This is a genomic window from Pseudonocardia sp. TRM90224 (assembly GCF_021245725.1).
Taxonomy (GTDB): Bacteria; Actinomycetota; Actinomycetes; order Mycobacteriales; family Pseudonocardiaceae; genus Pseudonocardia.
In genome coordinates this window covers 46,021-63,752 of the sequence record NZ_JAJGSX010000022.1, presented here as the reverse complement: position 1 = coordinate 63,752, position 17,732 = coordinate 46,021, and the positions used below count along the sequence as shown (strand labels likewise).

Sequence of the window (17,732 nt, the reverse complement as noted above, 5' to 3'; positions counted from 1 at the left end):
GTTGTCGACGCTGCTATCGGCGCGCGAACAGGTAGCAGCACATCGCCGCCGGTGCGTACATGACGATCCCGTAGATGGCGGGCGCGATCGCGATCTCCTGACTCTGCAGGACACCTGCCGCGACGGCGATCGCCAGCGTCGCGTTGTGCAGCCCGATCTCGAACGACGACGCGATCGCCTGCTTTCGCCCGACGCGCAGCAACCGCGGGATCCCGTACCCGACGGCGAGGCTCGCCGCGCTGAGCACCAACGCGACCAGCCCGACGGCGGCGAAGTTGTCCAGCACGACCTGCACGTTGCTGATCAACGCCGCGGCGATGACGAGCACCAGCGTGGCGGCGGAGACGATGTTCAGCGCGCGCCGGATCCGGCCGGTGAAGTGCTGGTACCGGTGGCGCACCCACATCCCGGCGAGCACGGGCGCCAGCACGAGCGCCACGACCTGCAGCACCTTGACCGACTGCAGGCCGATGTCGGCCCCGGCGCCCAGGAAGTGGGCTATCGAGAGGTTGACGACCACCGGCAGCAGCACCAGCGAGAGCAGCGAGTTGATCGCGGTGAGCGTGACGTTCAAGGCGACGTCGCCGCCGGCGAGATGGCTGAACAGGTTCGCGACCGTGCCGCCCGGCGCCGCCACCAGGACCATCATCCCGACGGCCAGTGTCGGCGCCAGCCCGAATGCGGTGACGAGGACGAAGCAGAGCACCGGCAGCAGGAACAGCTGCACCGTCAGCGCGACGACCGCGGCCTTCGGCTCGGCGAGGACCCGCCGGAAGTCCCGCGGCTGCAACGTCGTGCCGAGCCCGAACATCACGACGGCGAGCGATGCGAGCAGGCTTGCTGTGACGAGTTCCGAAGTCACCCCGGCGCCTCGACGGACGGCAGGTAGATGCTGCGCCGCGGCATCGCCATGAGCTCACTGACCAGCGGCGCGAAGTGCTCCAACGGCAACGTGTCGTAGCCGGGGTCGAACGCGGGCTGGTCGAACTCGTGGCAGAACTCGGCGGTGTGGTCGAAGTGCTCGTGCCCGCGGAACCGCTCCCGCATGTCGGGATCGAGGCCGAGGTGGTGGAAGAAGTAGTAGCCCTGGAAGACGTCGTGGTTGCTGACCATCCAGTGGTTCCGCTCGCCGACGAACGGCTTGAGCAGCGCGGATGCGATGTCGGCGTGGTTGAACGGGCCGAGGGTGTCGCCGATGTCGTGCAGCAGCGCACAGAGGACGTACTCGTCGTCCTTGCCGGCCCGCTCGGCACGGGTCGCGGTCTGCAGGCAGTGGGTGAGCCGATCGACCGCGAACCCGCCGTGGTCGTTGCCGAGCAGGCGCAGGTGGGCGAGCACCCGCTCCGGCAGGCCGCCCATGAACCGCATCGACTCGGCGACGATGATCTCGTAGTCCGCCGCCGTCGAGTCGGTCATCGCGTGGAACGTCGCTCGTCCGGTCACGGCGCACCCGTCTCGTCGAAGAGGTCGGGGTCGGACGCCGTGATCTGCTCCCAGAGCGGGCGGAACTGGACCCACCCCGCCAACGGCGTGCCGATCTGCTCGCGGACGGACAGCGCGGTCGCCCGGTCGATGTGCGTGGGTGCGCCCGCCGCCATCGCCAGCAGCTGCGCCTGGCACGAGCGCTCCATCGTGATGAACCACCATGCGGCCTCCGCGACCGAACGCCCGACGGTGAGCAGGCCGTGGTTGCGCAGCACGCAGGCCTTCGCCCCGCCGAGTGCGGCGGCGATCCGTCGGCCTTCCTCGATCTCGTCGGCGACCCCGCCGAAGTCGGCGTGGACGGTGTGGTCTTCGAAGAACGCGCACGCGTCCTGCGTGATCGGGTCGAGCGGGACGCCGAGGCTCGCGAACGCCTTGCCGTGCAGCGAGTGCGCGTGCGCCGCGGCGACGACGTCCGGACGCGCGGCGTGCACCTGCGAATGGATCACGAAGGCGGCCCGGTTGACCAGCGCGTCGCCGCTCAGCACGTTGCCCTCGTGGTCTACCTGGACGAGGTCGCCGACGGTGATCCGGGAGAAGCTCATGCCGAACGGGTTGACCCAGAACGTGTCGGGCCGCTCGGGGTCGCGGGCCGTGATGTGCCCGGCCACTCCCTCGCTGAAGCCGAACCGGCCGAACAGCCGGAACGCCGCGGCCAGCTCCCGCTTGCGCAGCGCGCGCTCCTCGTCGACCGGCAGACCTTCCCGTGGCAGCGCGAACGTCGTGTCGACGGGCCCGATGACAGGCGCGGTCATGACCACCTCCAGTGGATTCAAGCATGTATCGGATACAGATACGTATCCGATACAGCCCTGTATAGTCACGACCGGCAGGGGCGTCAAGGAACTACCGGAGGTGGCTCGGTGCCGAAGGGCATGACCAAGCGGCGCCCGCAGACCAGGGCGCGACTGCTCGAGGCGGCGACGGAGGTCTTCGCCGAGCGCGGGTTCCACGGCACGTCCATCGAGGACATCTGCCAGCACGCGGGCTACACCCGCGGCGCCTTCTACTCCAACTTCGGAAGCAAGGACGAGCTGCTGCTCGTCCTGTTCGACGCCAACTCCGAGCGCGTCCTGGACCGACTGCGGGCTGTCGAGCTACCCGAGGGCGACACCGACGTGTTCGCCGCAGCGGTCGCAGCCGCCGCGACGCCGCCCGACGACGACCGCACCTGGTTCCTGATCACCACCGAGTTCACGCTCTACGCCGTGCGCAACCCGCGAGCGGCGGCGGCACTCAACGAGCGCGACGCCCGGCTGCGCACGTCATTGGCCGAGCTGCTCGGCGAGCTCTACACGCGCGCAGGGGCGACCCCCGCCGTCGACCTCGAAGACCTCGCCCGCCTCGTCGTCGCCGTCGTGGAGGGCGCCAGGGCGCAGAGCCACCTGGAACCCGACGCCCTCCCACCCGGCCGGCTCGAACAGCAGTTCCTGCCCACGGTGCTGCGGGCGCTCGCCGCGCCACGGCGCTAGCTGACCCTCGCGCGCAGCGCACCCCCACGACCGCCGGCGCAGGTTCAGGGGTTCAGCCTGATCCCGGCCGCCTCCAGCGCAGCCTCCGCCTGAAGGCGGGCGAACGGCCGCTCGGCCGCGTTCGCGGCCGCCAGCGGCGTGTCGACCCCGACCAGCCGGCAGGCGTTCAGCAGCGCGCAGTCGTAGCTCGCGTAGAAGCCGCCGGGGTTCAGCTGCGGCCGGTGGACCGCCCTGCGGTGCAGCGACCGGAGTTCGGCCACCACCGGTCCGAGCCCGTTCCGCGCGCACGGCTCCCGGCGCAGAGCGTCGCAGATCGCTACACCGACCGCGGGGAGCAGCCGCACGAACAGCAGCGGCAGCACCAGCGGCATGGCCGCGGTGAACGCGTACAAGATCAGTCCGTACCAGGCCCCCGCAGCCACGACATCTCCCGCTCGTCGAAATCGAATCGATTCGATCGAATCGATTCGATTCGATGACTGTACGTCCTGGACTGCACACGGATCAAGTGAACAGGCGTCAGCCGCCGTAGAGGTCGATCAGCGCCGCGCCGCGCGGGGTCCGCCGCACGAGCGTGCTCCGGCCGGCGCGATAGCGGCTGACCAGCCCGTACGCCACCAGCGCGTCGACGTGGTAGGTCGCGACACTCGCGCCCAACGACAGGCCGGCGCGCACGTCCGTCATCGTCCGGTCGCGCGCGACGAACCGCAGGAGGTCGGCGCGCACCTGCGTCAGCAACGCGGCGAGCGCCGCGGCGTCGCTGCGCTCCGGGCGGTCGTCGAGCACCGGGTAGGCGAACCAGACGATGTCCGGGCGTTCGAGGTTGCTCAGCGAGACGTCCAGCTTGCTGAGCAGCGGCGACAGCACGACCGTCCGGCCCGTCGCGTCGAGCTCGACGGCCTCGGGATCGGGGAAGACGAGCGCGCTGTCCTCCGCCCGGCCCCGCGGGTGCGCCTGGGCCAGCACCAGCTCCAGCGACTGGCGGGCCGCGGCCACCCCGATCCGGTCGGCCTCCCGCGCCCTGAGGTTGCTCTCCCGCCGCCACACCGGTTCGACCGAGGTCCACAGGCTCTCGAGGACGTCCCCGACGTCGCGCACCCACGATCTCGACGCGAGACGCTGCCAACGATCCGGCGGGGCACCGCCGAACGTGCTCTCGATGTCGTGCGCGACGTCCGCCGCCGTCATGCCGCGCAGCCGGTCCACCTCGGCGGCCACATCGGTGTCGGTGCCCAACGCCACCGGGCTCAGGCAGTCGGGACCGAGCGACGCTCCGGGCGCGACGAGCGGCGCGATCGCCCGGAACCCCCGCTCGGACATCCGGGCCGCGATCCGCGCCGGCCCGGTGTCGAGCCCACGCTGCCGGTCACGTACAGCGGCGCAGGCCAGCGCGAGCACAGAGCCGTACGGGTCGAACACCACTCGCACCGCCGCGCGCGGGTCGATCCGGACCCTGCTGTCGGCGGCAGTCACCCTGCCGGCGCTTGGCGCAACCACCGCATGCCACTCCCGCTCCGGGCAACCGATCAGCCCTCGACGAGCTTGCGGCCGCCGGCAGCGCTCGACAAGCACCGATCGTTCATCCTTCGATCACCCGGGCTAATCCATCGGGCTCACCGAGGTCGCAACCTCCACGAACGCGCGGATGCCCTCGTTGTCGGTCGGCGAGCGCCAGATCGGCACCAGCACAGCGGGCGGCATGTCGACGATCGGCACCGCGACGATCCCCGGGCACGGCACCCGTTCCAGGACGGACGTCACGGTGAAGTGCAGGCCCCGACCGGCCAGCACCAGCGGGTAGAGGTCCGTGACGAGGATGTCGGGGCGGCCGACCATCGTCACCATGTCGTCGTCGGTGTACCCGAGCCGGCGGCCGGTCGACGTCACGTGCGGAGCCCAGAGCTCGCGCAGCGCCGGCACCGCCCGCGCGCCCGGTTCGATCAGCGGGAACCCGACGAGGTCGTCCAGCTCGATCTCGGCGCGGGCGCTCAACGGGTGGCCGGACGGGACGAGCACCGCGCGCCGGTCGACCGCCAGCGTCGGCCCGATCGCGAGGTGCGGGCCGCGCAGCGTGCGTCCGTCGCCGCCCGGGCACCACATCAGCGCGATGTCGAGGCTCTGGTCCAGGATCAGCGACTCCACCGAGTTGCCGACCCGGATCCCGACCGAGTTGAAGACGACGACACTCTCGGGGTACGCCGCTTCGAAGGCCGCGGTGAGCTCGGCGACGAGCTTGAGCCCGACCGACGTCGAGTAGCCGACGTGGATGCGCCAACCGGCGTCGCGGGTGAGCGCCTGGCAGGCGCGCAGCGTCGCGCCCACCTCGTCGACGATGCGTTGCGCGCCCTTGCGGAACTGCTCGCCGAGCCGGGTGAGCCGCACGTGCCGGCTCGACCGGTCGAACAGCGTGCCGCCGATCTCCCGCTCCAGCGCCTGGATCGTCTGGCTCACCCGGCCCTGGCTCAGGCGCAACCGTGTCGCCGACCGCCCGAAGTGCAGCTCCTCCGCCAGCACGAGGAAGGTCTCGATCTCGCGCAGCTCCACTGTCCCCCGATCCCGCCGGCCGCCCGGCCGGCCAAGGATCAGCGCAGCAACACCGCCCGGCAAGAGGATTCGACAATGGCCGAACCCCCGGCACCCCGAACTTCCCCACCGTTTTGTGCACTTGCGCGCCGTGGGAGCGCGCATCCACCCAAAACGATGGGGAAGTCCTACGGACGGTAGAGCACGGCCAGCCGACACCGCGTAGAACGTCCCCACCGTTTTGCCTACCTACACGGCATTTTGGGCGTGCAGGTTGGCAAAACGGTGGGGAACTTCTACGTCGGGTCGGCCGGGCCGGCAGGGAATGTGATCAACACGTCGAGCCCGCCGGCGGGGCCGGGGTCGGTGGTGATCTCGGCGTCGTGCGAGATCGCGATGGCCGCGACGATCGACAGGCCCAGCCCGAGGCCGTCCCGGCCGGCGGTGCGGGTGGCGTCGAGCCGCCGGAACGGCTGGTAGAGGGCGTCGATGTCGGCACGGTCGATCGCGGCGCCGGTGTTGACGACCCGCAGCGCCGGCCTTCCGTCGCGCGTCCCCGTCCAGACGTTGCAGCGCCCGCCCGGCACGTTGTGCACCAACGCGTTGTCGATCAGGTTGGCCACCAGCCGGTCGAGCAGCGCCGGGTCGCCGCTGGTGATCGCCGGGTCGAGCACGGCATCCACCTGGATGCCGCCGGCTCTCGCGGTCGGACGCGCGGCGTCGAGCAGCGGCCCGGCGACGTCGGCGAGGTCGAGCTCGCGCCGGCTCCACGGGCCCTGCTGCCCGCGGGCGAGCACGAGCATCGCCTCGATCAGCCGTTCCTGGTGCTGGTTGTTGGCGAGCAGCCGCTCGCACGTCGCCCGCAGCTCGCCGGCGGTGGCATCAGGGTCGGCCAGCGCCACCTCGATGAGGGTCCGCTCCAGCGTCAGCGGGGTGCGCAGCTCGTGCGAGGCGTTGGCGACGAACTGCCGCTGCGACCGGAACGACGCCTCCAACCTGGCGAGCAGGCCGTCGAACGTATCGGCGAGATCGGTGAGCTCGTCGCGCGGCCCGCCCAGCTCTAGGCGTTGGTGCAGGTCGCGGGCCGACATCGTGCGTGCCGTGGCCGTCATGGTGCGCACCGGCCGCAGCATCCGCCCTGCCATCAGCCAGCCCGATCCAACCGCGACGACCGTCATCAGCAGCAACGCGATGCCCGAGGCGACGAGCAGCAACCGCAGGTCCTCCGCCCGCTGCCCGTCGAGAGCCGTGAGCTCGGCGGGAAGCGCCGGTGAGGGCACAACCGGCACCGTCGGGCCGCCGAACGGGACCGGCGGCGGCGCCGGCGGAGCGACCCCGAACACGGGCAGCACATGCGCGGCGAGCAGGTAGGTGACGGCGAGCAGCAGGACTCCGGTCGCGACGAACAGCGCGCCGTACAGGAGCGTGAGCCGCGCCCGGATGGTCAATCGCCGTTGCGATCCCATCTCTAGATCCGGTACCCGGCCTGCGGGATCGTCTGGACGACGGGCGGCTCACCGAGCCTGCGCCGCAGCCGGCTGATCGTCACCTTGACCGTCGTGGTGAACGGGTCGGCCGCCTCGTCCCAGACGCGCTCCAGCAGCTCTTCGGCGGAGACGATCCGGCCCTGCGCGGAGAGCAGCAGCTCCAGCACGGCGAACTCCTTGGGGCTCAGGTCGAGGCGCAGCCCGTTGCGGGTCGCCACCCGCGTGGCCGGGTCCAGTCGAAGGTCACCGCTGGTCAGGACGGGTGGCAGCGCCGGCTGCGACCGCCTGGCCAGCGCTCGGATCCTGGCCACCAGCTCGGCGAACGCGAACGGCTTGGGCAGGTAGTCGTCGGCGCCACGGCTCAACCCGTCGACCCGGTCCTCGATCGTCGCCGACGCGGTCAGCATCAGCACCCTGGCCGGGTTGCCGTCGGCGACGAGTGCGCGGCACACCTCGTCGCCGTGCACGCCGGGCAGGTCCCGGTCGAGCACGACCACCTCGTAGCGGTGCACGGAGGTGCGCTCCAGCGCCGCCGCACCGTCCCCCACGACGTCGACGGCCATGCCTTCGCGGCGCAGACCGGCCGCCACGGTCGCGGCGAGCTCGCGGTGATCTTCGACCAGCAGGATCCGCACCGCCCCGAGCATGCCGCACAGCCGGTTACAGGGCGGTGACGTCGCCTGTTCCGCTGCTGTCACCACCCGAGCGGTTCAGTCCCCCACATGATCGGACATGTGATCAGACATCCGTTGGGGACGTACCTCGTGCTCACCTTCGGGCTGACCTGGACGTGGCACGTCGTCGCGCTGGGCCTGCTCGGACTCCCGTTCCTGGGCGCCGCCGGAGCCCTCGGCTCGTTCGGTCCCACGATCGCCGCGGTTGTGGTGACGGCCGCTGCGGCCGGTCGGCGCGGCGTCCTCGACCTGCTGCGCGGGCTCGCGCAGTGGCGCGTGCGCCCGGTCTGGTGCGTCGTCGCAGTGCTGGGTCTGCCCGCGGTGTTCGTCATCGCGGCGCTCGTCCAGCAGCCCGAGGCGTTGGGATCGTTCCAGGTCCTGACGGCCGGCCAGGTCGCCGGTTCGCTGTCGGTCTACCTGCTCGTGCTGGTCACCGGCGGCCCGCTGGGCGAGGAGCCGGGATGGCGCGGTTTCGCGCTGCCGCGTCTGCAGGAGCGTTTCGGTCCGCTGCCGGGAACGTTCGTGCTCGGCGCGCTGCAGGGCCTCTGGCACCTGCCGGTGTACGTGCTGGTCGCCGGCTACAACGGGGCGACCGGCGGCCCGCTGGACGTCGCGGTGTCGTTCGGGCTCTTCGTCGTAGGGACGACGGCGCTGGCGGTCGTGTTCACCTGGGTCTACAACAACACCGGTGGCAGCCTCCTGCTCGCGGTGCTGCTGCATTGCTCGGTCAACACGGCGGGCACGTTCCTGCTGCTCTTCCCCGCGCTCGGGGCGAACGGCGACGCGATCACCTGCACCGCCGCGCTGGTCGGGGCGGCGCTGGTCGTCATCGCGGCGACGCGCCTGCAGCTCGGTTCCCGCCGCCCAGTCGCACCATGACCTTGCTGCTGCCCGTCGACCGGTCCGCCGCGGTTGCCATCGCCTCCGCCGCCTGGTCGAGGTCGAAGGTGTGGGTGACGACCGGGGTGACGTCGAACCCGTCGCGCATCGCCAGCAGCGCGTCGGTGATCTCCTCGGCGAACCGGTACGAGCCGCGCCAGGTGATCTCGCGGGTCACGAGGTCGCCGAGCACGGTCGGCGCCGGTGTCCCCGGCAGGTTCCCGACCTGCACGATCGTGCCGCCGCGCGCGGTGGCGTGCAGGACGGCGCCGAGCGCCGCCGGCGCTCCGGACGCCTCGAAGACCAGCTCGACGTCCTCGGGCAAGGGGTCACCGTTCCCGATGTTGCGGACCTCATCGGCGCCGAGGGCGCGGGCGGTGGCCAGGGCGCTCCCGGCGACGTCGGCCGCGATCACCCGCGCCGCGCCGGCCCGTTTCGCCGCCGCGACCACCAGGCACCCGATCGGTCCGGCCCCGTTGACCAGCACCGTCCGGCCGGTCGGGTCGCCGCCCCGGCGCACTGCGTGCATCGCCACGGCGAGCGGCTCGGCCAGCGCGCCGCTGCGGGTGTCGACCCCGTCGGGCAACGATCGCAGCTGGCCGACGGGAACGGTCTTGAGCTCGCTGAACCCACCTTGTGTGTGCGGATCGAACGCGGCCGAGCCGTAGTAGCGGACCTTCGGGTGCAGGTTGGCGCGGTCCGCGGGAAGGTCGGCGTCGCCGACCAGCTCCGCCGGGTGCACCGTGACCGGCTGCCCCACCTCGACGCCGGCCACGCCGCCGCCCATCCCGACCACCCGCCCGGCCACCTCGTGCCCCAGCACCAGCGGGTGCCGCAGCACAGCCGTCCCGGACGCGCCGTGGCGCCAATAGGAGATGTCGGAGCCGCAGATCCCGCCCCACTCCATCGCGACGAGCACCTCGCCCTCGCCCGCCACGGGGTCGGGCAGCTCGTCGATCCGCAGGTCACCCGTGCCGTGCACGACAACGGCCCTCATACGGCGTCCTCCAGTCGGACGAGGTCGCGGCCGCGGGTCTCGGGTGCGAGCACCGCCGACACCAGCGTGATCAGCGAGTACGCGACGAGCATCGCGGCGATCGGCCACCAGTGTCCGGTGGCGGCGGTGAGCGTCGCCGCGGCGACCGGCCCGATCGCGGTGGCGAGGATGCCGCCGATCTCCTTGGCGAGCGCAAGCTGCGTGAACCGCGTCCGCGAGCCGAACAGCTCCGCCATCGTGACGCTCTCCAGCGCGAACAGGCCGAGCACACCCACGTTCAGGGCGACGATCATCGCCACCGTGATCACCAGCGCGTCGCCGCTGGTGATCATCAGCATCGCCGGAAAGGCGAGCACGATCGTCAGCGCGGAGAGCGCGATGTAGATCGGGCGGCGACCGAACCGGTCGCCGAGGAACCCGACCAGCGGGATGGTGGCGAACCCGATCAGCGAGCCGTACACGATCGCGGCCGTGGGCACCGCCTTGTCGACGAGCAGCGTCGTGCCGAGGTATCCGACGAGGAAAGTCTGCACGAGCCCCGAGTTGCCGGCCTGCCCGAACCGCAGCCCGAGCGCGAGGAAGAACGCCTTGCCCTTGCGCTGCTTGAGCCCGGCCACGAGCACGCTCTCCCCCGTCCCGACCGCGGGACGCTCCTCGAACACCGGGCTCTCCTTGAGGTTCGCCCGCAGCCACACCGCGAAGATCATCAGCACGAAGCTGAGCAGGAACGGCAGCCGCCAACCCCAGCTGAGCAGCTGCTCCTCGGTCAGCACCCCGAGCAGCAGCGCCCACAGCGCCGACGCCGCGAGCGTCCCGGAGTTCGTGCCCAGCGAGACGAGCGAGGCGATCACGCCGCGGCGCCTGGCCGGCGCGTACTCGGCCAGCATGACCGTTGCGCCTGCGATCTCCGCACCGGCGCCGAAGCCCTGGATCAGGCGCAGCACGACGAGCAGGATCGGCGCGCCGATCCCGATGACCTCGTAGGTGGGCAGCGCTCCGATGAGCGTCGTGGAGGCGCCCATCAGCGCGATCGTGATGAAGAGGACCTTCTTGCGCCCGATCCGGTCGCCCATCCGCCCGAAGTAGATCGCGCCGACGAGCCGCGCGACGTACCCGACGCCGTACGTCGCCATCGCCGCGATGAGCCCGATCGCCAGGCTCACCTCGGGGAAGAACAGCTTGTTGAACACGATCGCGGCAGCGAGCGAGTAGAGCTGGAAGTCCATGAACTCCATGGCCGTCCCGAGCCAGCCCGAGACCGCCGCCTTGCTGAGGTCGCTCGTCGTCCTCGTCGCCGCCTTCGGCGCCATCGCTCGCTCCTTCACCAGTCGTGGACGGAGCCGTCGAGGCGGCGCGCCACCGGGAGGTACTTGGGTTCGTAGGGGAAGGCCGCAGCGGCCTTCTCGTCGTACTCGACGCCGAGGCCGGGCACGTCGTCGGCGACGTCGAGCGCGCCGGCGTCGAAACGGACCGTGCTGCGGAAGACCTCCATCGTCTCCGCCGCGTGCTCCATGTACTCCTGCACGCCGAAGTTGGGCACGGTGAGGTCGACGTGCACGGCCGCGGCCAGCGTCACCGGGGAGAGGTCGGTCGCGCCGTGCGAGCCGGTGCGCACCTGGTAGAGCGCCGCGAGGTCGAAGATCCGGCGCAGGTGCGTGATCCCGCCGGCGTGCACGACGGTCGTGCGCACGTAGTCGATCAGCTGCTCGGTGATGAGCGTCTGGACGTCCCAGATCGAGGTCAGCACCTCGCCGACGGCGATCGGCGTGGTCGTGTGCTGGCGGATCAGCCGGAACGACTCCTGGTTCTCCGCGGGTGTCGGGTCCTCCATCCAGAACAGCCGGCACTCCTCCACCCGCTTGCCGAACTGGGCGGCTTCCAGCGGTGTGAGCCGGTGGTGCACGTCGTGCAGGAGGTGGAAGCCGAAGCCGAGGTGCTCCCGCACAGCCGCGAGGTAGGTCGGCGCGAAGTCGAGGTAGGCCGGCGTCGACCAGGGCTGCTCCTCGGGCAGTGCCGTCGACGCCGGCTCGTACGAGCTGCGGGTCCCTTTACGCACGCCGTACGTACCGACGCCCGGCACCGCGGCCTGCGCGCGCACCGCCTGGTAGCCGAGGTCGCGGAAGCGGGCGACGTCGTCGAGCAGCTCGGGCACGTCGGCGCCGCTGGCGTGGCCGTAGACCATCACGCCGTCGCGCGACCGCCCGCCGAGCAGCTGGTAGACCGGCAGCCCCGCGACCTTTCCCTTGATGTCCCACAGCGCGACGTCGACGGCGGCGATCGCGGTCATCGTGACCGGGCCGCGCCGCCAGTACGCCCCGCGGTAGAGGTACTGCCACATGTCCTCGATCCGCGCCGGATCCTTGCCGATCAGGAGCGGCACGACGTGGTCGCGCAGGTAGGCGGCGACCGCCAACTCGCGGCCGTTCAGCGTCGCGTCACCGAGCCCCGTGACCCCGTCGGACGTCGTGATCCGCAAGGTCACGAACGTCCGACCCGGCGACGCGACGAACACCTCGGCACGTTCGATCGTGCTCACCGATCCACCCTCCACTGGTATGGCAGTGCTGGTATACAAGCATCGGTCGCGCAGTGGGGTCAAGGTCCGGCTACCGTTCTCGCCATGGCAGGAACGGATGCGCGGCGCAGCAACCGCCGTGTGGTCTACGAGCTGCTGCGACGCAAGGTGCTCACGCTGGAGCTGCCGCCGGGCGCGGCACTCTCGGAGAACGAGCTGGCCACGAGCCTCGGGGTGAGCCGCACGCCGGTGCGCGAGAGCCTGATCCTGCTCGCCGAGGAAGGCCTGGTGCAGGTCTTCCCACAGGTGGGGTCGTTCGTCTCACGCGTCGACCCGCAACGGGTCGCCGACGCGCAGTTCCTCCGGGAGGCGGTCGAGCTGGCCGCGCTCGACGACCTGCCCGGCGCGCTCGACGAGGACGTCATTGCCGAGCTGCGGGCGAACGTCGAGGAGCAGCACCGGCCGGGGATCGCGATCGAGGAGTTCTTCGAGCTCGACGAGGCGTTCCACCACGGCCTGCTGCGACTGAGCGGCCACGCCAGCGCGTGGTCGACGGTCGTCTCCGCAAAGGCGCACCTCGACCGCGCCCGGCGGCTCGGGCTGATCGAGAGCGCCGTGACGCCCTTCGTCGAGCAGCACGTGGAGATCCTCCAGGCGGTGCTCGACGGGGATCTGTCCCGCGCGCGCGACACCATGCGGACGCACCTGCGGGCGGTCTTCGAGGACGTGGAACGCATCAGGGCGCGAGCACCCGAGCTGTTCGCGCAGGACGGCGGCCCCACCCCCGTCCGGCGCAATGTCGTCGTCTGGGAGTGAGCCCGCCGACGGACATGATCAGCGGCGGCGGCCCCGCGAGCGGAAGCCGCCGAGGCCGGGTGTGTCGACGCTGTGGACGCCGGAGCGGGCGTCCCACGACCAGCGTCCGATCTTCAGGCCCCAGCCCTGGTAGCCACGTTCGGTGAACCGGATCCTGATCGGGCCGAGCTTGAACGACTTGCGCATCCTGTAGCGCACGCTGTCTCCCCTCCTGGTCGTCCCGCCAACGTCTTGGATGCCCGGTTCGTGCCCGCTCATCCGCTGCAGGAAGATGTGGCCAGGATCTGACCGCGTTGCCGCCTACGTTCGGGGGTATCCCATCGGACGTACGGACGAGGAGCACGGATGCGCATCGCGGTCACCACCCCCACCGGCAACGTCGGCCGGCACGTCATCGCCGGGCTGGTCCGCGCGGGCGTGCGGCCGATGGCGCTGCTGCGCGACCCCGGCCGGCTCGACCCCACGCTGAAGGAGCACGTCGACACCGTTGCCGTCGACCTCCGCGACGAGGACGCGGTCGTCGCGGCCACGGTCGGTGTCGACGCCCTGTACTGGGTGGCGCCGCCGATGTTCGGCGACGACCCCGGCGCCGACTACGCACGTGTCGGGGCGCACGCGACGAGCGCCGTCAAGGCGAACGGGATCGGCCGTGTCGTCTTCCAGAGCAGCGTCGGCGCGGAGAAGCGCGGCGGCGCGGGCGAGATCGACGGCCTCGCGCGCACCGAGGAGCTGCTCGACGCGACCGGCGCCGACGTGACCCACCTGCGCTGCGGCTTCTTCTTCAGCAACCTGCTGTTCGAGCTCGACACGATCCGCGACGGCGTGATCAGGGTGGTGCTCCCGGTCGACCAGCCGATGGCGTGGGTGGCGCCGCGAGACATCGCCGAGGTCGCCGTCGGCCGGCTGCTCAACCCGGCGTGGTCGGGCCGGGCCGTGCAGGGCGTGCACGGGCCGGCCGACCTGACGTGGGCGCAGGCGGCGGCGATCGTCTCCGAAGTGACCGGCCGGCCCGTGCGCGCCGAGCGCATCCCCGACGAGCGGATGCGCGAGACGCTCGCCGGCGGCGGGATGAGCGAAGGCCAGGTGAACGCGATCATGGGCATGTCCACGGGCCTGCGCGACGGCTTCACCCCGGAGCAATCCCGCACGGCGGCAACCACAACACCGACCACCCTCGCCGAGTGGTGCTACGCGGAACTGCGCCCCACTCTCTGACGTCGACAACGACGTTCTGGCCGTTTGTTAGCGCTCACAACAGCCAGAACGTCGTTGTCGACGGTCATACCTGGGCTGTCACCGTGTGGTGCGTGACTTTCTTGTCGAAGGTCAGCAGCGCTTCCTGTGCGGCCTGTTCCACCACTGCGGTGTCGATGTCGGCGCCCGCGAAGTTGCGGATCGCGTCGAGCGACTCCCAGAGCGTGACGACCTGGATGTCGACGCCTTCGTCCCCGGCGCGTTCGAGCAGCATGGCGCCGCGGAACCCGCTCGTCCCCTCCAGCGCGGGTTGCACGGCCCCGACGAAGTGCTCGTGATAACGCCGGGCGCCCTCCTCGGTGGCCTTCGCGTTCCAGATCCGTGCAACCACGTGCTTCCCCCTCTTCGGTTCGGACCAGCCGGTCAGCAGGGTGCGGCGATGTTCGGCGGCGCCGCGTCGTCGTCGGTGTCCTCGGCGGACACGACCGACTGCGTCTCCACGACGTTCCCGCACATCGCCCCGGGCGGCGCCTTCGAGTCGAACAGCAACGCGGTCGGTGCGCCCGAGATCCGGTTGCCCTGGACGACGTTGCCGCCCTTGTCGTACTTCTCGTCGTCGCTCTTGATCTTCAGGCTGACGCCCGCGCTGTTGGTGATCTGGTTGTTCCGGATGATGTTGGAGTGTCCGCGCAGCTCGATGTTGCTGCCCTGGAACTCGCTGGACTCGGCGTTGTCGGAGCAGATGTTGTCCTCGAACACGTTGTCGTGCGCGTTCTCCTTGACGTTGAAGCACTCCGAGCCGAACGTCCGGATGGTGTTGCGGGCGACGGTGTTGCGCGAGCTGCCGTCGTCGGCGGCCATGGGCTGGTCGGACGACTTCGGGCTCGTTCCGATGTAGACGCCCTCTCCGTTGTGGTAGAGCGCGCGGGCGACGCCGTCGCCCTTCTTCTTGCCGAACAGCCCGCAGTACTGGATCACCGAGTCGATGATCGAGTTGCCCTGCGCGTTGTTCCGCAGCCGGACGCACTCGGTGCCGGCGCTGCTCAGGAACATGTCCTTGACCGTGACGCCGGTGATGTCGCGCGACTCGTCGGCGGCGCCGATGTAGATCAGCTTGCTGTCCTCGACCTTCGCCTTGACCTTGTCCTTGAAGGCGTCGGCCTGCCGGAAGTCGGTGGGGAACGTGGTGCCGGTCAGCTGTTCCTCACCGTCGATGGTGAAGCCTTCCAGCGTGTAGTGGCTGTGGTTGATGCTGAAGATCCGGCCGGTGAAGTGCAGCGTCGCCTTGTAGCGCCCGCTCTTCTCCTTGCCCGTCTCCGGCCCCTTGATCACGATCGGCGCCGCCGCAGTGCCGTCGCGCTGCGTCTCAACGCGCTCGCTGTAGACGCCGGGCGCGAGGTTGACCACGGTGCCGGGCTGGGCCGCGTCGAGCCCGGCCTGGATCGTCTTGAACGGGGAGCCTTCCGACCCGTCGTTGTTGTCCGAGCCGGTGGGGCTGACGTACAGCTGCCGCGTCGGCGGCGCCGCCGCGGGCGGCGCGGTTGCCGTCGGCGCACCGCCACAACCCGCGACGAGCAGCCCGATGGCCAGCCCGATGACCGTTCCCCGTGCGGCAGACCGCCGACGTGCCGTCCATGTGAGCAACGTGCGAATCCTTCCATCGCCGTGACCCGGAAGTATGCCGTCGGCCCGAACGCGGCCTGCGGCGCCCGTCGATCCCGAGGCTCTTGACCTCTAGCCGACTTCAGCTCCGAGGATCGTCGACATGGGATCTGACGAGCTGCGTGACGAGGCGTACGAGCGGTTCAGCTGCACCGGGCCGGAGTTCGACGGGTGGCTGACCAACCACGGCCCGATGGCCGCCGACGCTCATCCGGCTCGGCCGCGCAGACGTCGTCGAGGACTGGGTGGGCGCCTACACGAAGCGCCTGGAGGGCGAGCCCAGCCCGCGGTGGGCGATCGACGACCGCGGCTGGCGGGAGCCGCTGGGCGACCCGTCGCGGCTCGGCGACTGGCTGCAGTTCTTCGGCAGCCGGGTGCACGACCGGCCGTGGGAGGACCTGCTCGCGCAGTGGTGGCCCCGGCTGCTCCCCGGCGCGATCGCGTCGTCGACGCACGGGCTGATCCGCACCGGGCACGCCGTGCGGGCGTTGCGCGAGCACGTCACACCGCAGCGGCTCGACGAGCTCGGGCAGGCGCTCGGCTACTGGGCGGCGCGCTGGCAGCCGCTGCACGGCGACCCGGCGCCGTCGGGGACGGTGGGCGTCGACGAGGCCATGGAGCGACTCCCCGTCATCGAGGCGGAAGGGGGCACCCGCACCCGGCTCGCGCGCCTGGCCGAGATCCCGGCGTGGTCGCAGGTGATCAGCTCCGCCCGACCTGCCGGGTCCGCCGCGTCGGTGCCCGGGGCGCTCGACGAGCTGGTGGACCTGGCCGTCGCCCGCTACCGGCGCTGGGCGCACGGCAGTCCCGTGCTGCTCGTGCATGCCGCGACCCGCGCCGCGCGCCGCCGCGCTCGTGCTGCCGACGCTGCCCGAGACGATGTGGGCCGCAACGTACGACATGGCCTGGGCGGTGAGCGCAACGATCATCGCGGCCTACCGACCCGCGCACGAGGCGCAAGCGCCGACCGCGGACGCGGTTGACGTCGGCGCAGAGGACATACACACGGTTGTCGACCGCGCCGTCGCGAGCGGCGACGAGCACGCGATCAAGTTCGTGGAGGTCGCCGTCGAGTCCCACGCCCGCGGGAACGGGGACGCGCTCGCCGCCGGCGAACGGGCCGGTCGAATGCTGGGAGGCTGACCAAAATCTTCTTATGAACTGCACAGAAAGGTTTGGTCGTCCGCTAACCATTCGCGTCCCATCCCCTCACCACCCCGCTCTTAACGTGGTGAACGTAAGAGGAAAGCCGGGGTGAGCCACCCCGCTCACCGACCTCGAGGGGACCGCGCCGATGTCCATCGTCCAGACGCTCACGCACCGCATCACCCGGTCGCGGCACGCCTCCGTTTCGAGCCTGCACGCCCTCTACGCCGACTGCATCGCGCACGACGGGCTGACCCCGCGCGACTCCGTGATCGACGACCTCGCCACCTACTACCCGATCGGGAGCCACGACGACGGGCCGGGGCGGCTGCGCGCGAGCGCCCTGCTCTGGCACGCCTACACGATGACGCGGACGGCCGAGCCACCGTCGATCGTCGCCGCGCTCGCGTGGCTCGACCGGCATTGCGAAGGCCGCCGGCACCTCGACGTCGGCTCCGGCGTCGGCGTCATGACGGAGCTGTTCGTCCGCTCCGGATGGCGTTCGACGCTCGCCGAGATCACGCCGGAGGTGCTGGACTTCGCCCGGTTCCGACTCGGTCGGCGTCGGATCGACGCGACGTTCATCAACCTGTGCACCGAGCAGCTGCCGGTGGCGCAGTACGACGCCATCACCGCGTTCGAGATCTTCGAACACGTGCACAACGTCGATGACGCCGCTGCCGCGCTCTGCTCCGGGTTGCGGCCGGGTGGCTTCCTGGTGGTCGACCACATCCCGCTGCGCGAGGACGCCGCCGGCGTCGCGGCAGCCCTTGCCCGGATGGGGATGTGGAAGCAGGCGGCCATCGGCACCGAGGTCGACATCTACCGCTCGGACGCCGAGCGGCTGGTGACGGTGCCGGCGCAGCGCGGGCCGTCCGACTGAAC

General features: G+C 71.1%; 20 protein-coding genes. 6 read left to right on the top strand and 14 right to left on the bottom strand.

What is annotated here, in order from left to right; all coding sequences use genetic code 11:
• Positions 1-13: 13 nt before the first annotated feature.
• The 3 genes from LL648_RS26790 to LL648_RS26780 are packed head-to-tail and all read right to left on the bottom strand — an operon-like array spanning position 14 to position 2,237.
• Positions 14-862, bottom strand: a complete 849-nt coding sequence (locus LL648_RS26790) for a bile acid:sodium symporter family protein (RefSeq protein WP_232665503.1) — start codon at positions 860-862, stop codon at positions 14-16.
• On the bottom strand, positions 859-1,416 hold the full coding sequence (locus LL648_RS26785; RefSeq protein WP_232665502.1) for an HD domain-containing protein: 558 nt from the start codon (positions 1,414-1,416) through the stop codon (positions 859-861). Before LL648_RS26785 ends, LL648_RS26790 begins: the two co-directional genes overlap by 4 nt.
• 23 nt (positions 1,417-1,439) lie before the next feature.
• Entirely contained in the window at positions 1,440-2,237 is a 798-nt protein-coding gene (locus tag LL648_RS26780) for a class II aldolase/adducin family protein (protein ID WP_232665501.1), read from the bottom strand.
• A 108-nt stretch (positions 2,238-2,345) separates the two neighbouring features.
• Here LL648_RS26780 and LL648_RS26770 point away from each other — a divergent pair, with 108 nt between their 5' ends.
• On the top strand, positions 2,346-2,954 hold the full coding sequence (locus LL648_RS26770) for a TetR/AcrR family transcriptional regulator (protein WP_308190405.1): 609 nt from the start codon (positions 2,346-2,348) through the stop codon (positions 2,952-2,954).
• Between the two features lie 44 nt (positions 2,955-2,998).
• Here the strand turns inward: LL648_RS26770 and LL648_RS26765 are convergent, their stop codons facing one another.
• From LL648_RS26765 to LL648_RS26745, 5 genes are all read right to left on the bottom strand, one after another.
• Positions 2,999-3,376, bottom strand: coding sequence for a hypothetical protein (locus tag LL648_RS26765; protein WP_232665500.1), 378 nt, complete (start codon positions 3,374-3,376; stop codon positions 2,999-3,001).
• 97 nt (positions 3,377-3,473) lie between these two features.
• Entirely contained in the window at positions 3,474-4,427 is a 954-nt protein-coding gene (locus tag LL648_RS26760) for a MarR family winged helix-turn-helix transcriptional regulator (protein ID WP_232665499.1), read from the bottom strand.
• Between the two features lie 126 nt (positions 4,428-4,553).
• Entirely contained in the window at positions 4,554-5,498 is a 945-nt protein-coding gene (locus tag LL648_RS26755) for a LysR family transcriptional regulator (protein WP_232665498.1), read from the bottom strand.
• A gap of 275 nt (positions 5,499-5,773) precedes the next feature.
• Entirely contained in the window at positions 5,774-6,943 is a 1,170-nt protein-coding gene (locus LL648_RS26750) for a sensor histidine kinase (RefSeq protein WP_232665497.1), read from the bottom strand.
• A gap of 2 nt (positions 6,944-6,945) precedes the next feature.
• The gene (locus LL648_RS26745) at positions 6,946-7,599 is read right to left on the bottom strand and encodes a response regulator transcription factor (protein WP_232665496.1); all 654 of its coding nucleotides are present in this window, start codon (positions 7,597-7,599) and stop codon (positions 6,946-6,948) included.
• Positions 7,600-7,698: 99 nt separating this feature from the next.
• Here LL648_RS26745 and LL648_RS26740 point away from each other — a divergent pair, with 99 nt between their 5' ends.
• Positions 7,699-8,517 (top strand): CPBP family glutamic-type intramembrane protease, encoded by an 819-nt coding sequence (locus LL648_RS26740; protein WP_232665495.1) that lies wholly within the window; start codon positions 7,699-7,701, stop codon positions 8,515-8,517.
• On the opposite strand, the gene LL648_RS26735 is transcribed toward LL648_RS26740, so the two are convergent.
• The 3 genes from LL648_RS26735 to manD are packed head-to-tail and all read right to left on the bottom strand — an operon-like array spanning position 8,465 to position 12,050.
• Positions 8,465-9,514, bottom strand: a complete 1,050-nt coding sequence (locus tag LL648_RS26735; protein ID WP_232665494.1) for an L-idonate 5-dehydrogenase — start codon at positions 9,512-9,514, stop codon at positions 8,465-8,467. The genes LL648_RS26740 and LL648_RS26735 overlap by 53 nt on opposite strands.
• The gene (locus LL648_RS26730; RefSeq protein WP_232665493.1) at positions 9,511-10,824 is read right to left on the bottom strand and encodes an MFS transporter; all 1,314 of its coding nucleotides are present in this window, start codon (positions 10,822-10,824) and stop codon (positions 9,511-9,513) included. Before LL648_RS26730 ends, LL648_RS26735 begins: the two co-directional genes overlap by 4 nt.
• Positions 10,825-10,835: 11 nt before the next feature.
• Positions 10,836-12,050, bottom strand: coding sequence for a D-mannonate dehydratase ManD (gene manD / locus LL648_RS26725; protein ID WP_232665492.1), 1,215 nt, complete (start codon positions 12,048-12,050; stop codon positions 10,836-10,838).
• Between the two features lie 84 nt (positions 12,051-12,134).
• On the opposite strand from manD, the gene LL648_RS26720 reads away from it, so the two are divergent.
• Positions 12,135-12,845 carry a GntR family transcriptional regulator gene (locus LL648_RS26720; protein ID WP_232665491.1) on the top strand — a complete coding sequence of 237 codons (711 nt, stop codon included), beginning with the start codon at positions 12,135-12,137 and terminating at the stop codon, positions 12,843-12,845.
• Positions 12,846-12,863: 18 nt separating this feature from the next.
• Here LL648_RS26720 and LL648_RS26715 read toward each other — a convergent pair whose 3' ends face one another.
• Entirely contained in the window at positions 12,864-13,043 is a 180-nt protein-coding gene (locus tag LL648_RS26715; RefSeq protein ID WP_232665490.1) for a DUF4236 domain-containing protein, read from the bottom strand.
• Positions 13,044-13,190: 147 nt separating this feature from the next.
• Between LL648_RS26715 and LL648_RS26710 the strand changes: the two genes are divergently transcribed.
• On the top strand, positions 13,191-14,060 hold the full coding sequence (locus tag LL648_RS26710; protein ID WP_232665489.1) for an NmrA family NAD(P)-binding protein: 870 nt from the start codon (positions 13,191-13,193) through the stop codon (positions 14,058-14,060).
• A gap of 64 nt (positions 14,061-14,124) precedes the next feature.
• Here the strand turns inward: LL648_RS26710 and LL648_RS26705 are convergent, their stop codons facing one another.
• Positions 14,125-14,430, bottom strand: a complete 306-nt coding sequence (locus LL648_RS26705) for an antibiotic biosynthesis monooxygenase family protein (RefSeq protein WP_232665488.1) — start codon at positions 14,428-14,430, stop codon at positions 14,125-14,127.
• Positions 14,431-14,462: 32 nt separating this feature from the next.
• Complete coding sequence (locus LL648_RS26700) at positions 14,463-15,683, bottom strand: DUF1565 domain-containing protein (protein WP_232665487.1); 1,221 nt, start codon at positions 15,681-15,683, stop codon at positions 14,463-14,465.
• A 263-nt stretch (positions 15,684-15,946) separates the two neighbouring features.
• Here LL648_RS26700 and LL648_RS26695 point away from each other — a divergent pair, with 263 nt between their 5' ends.
• Entirely contained in the window at positions 15,947-16,684 is a 738-nt protein-coding gene (locus LL648_RS26695; RefSeq protein WP_232665486.1) for a hypothetical protein, read from the top strand.
• Between the two features lie 311 nt (positions 16,685-16,995).
• Positions 16,996-17,730, top strand: a complete 735-nt coding sequence (locus tag LL648_RS26690) for a class I SAM-dependent methyltransferase (RefSeq protein WP_232665485.1) — start codon at positions 16,996-16,998, stop codon at positions 17,728-17,730.
• Positions 17,731-17,732 lie beyond the last annotated feature (2 nt).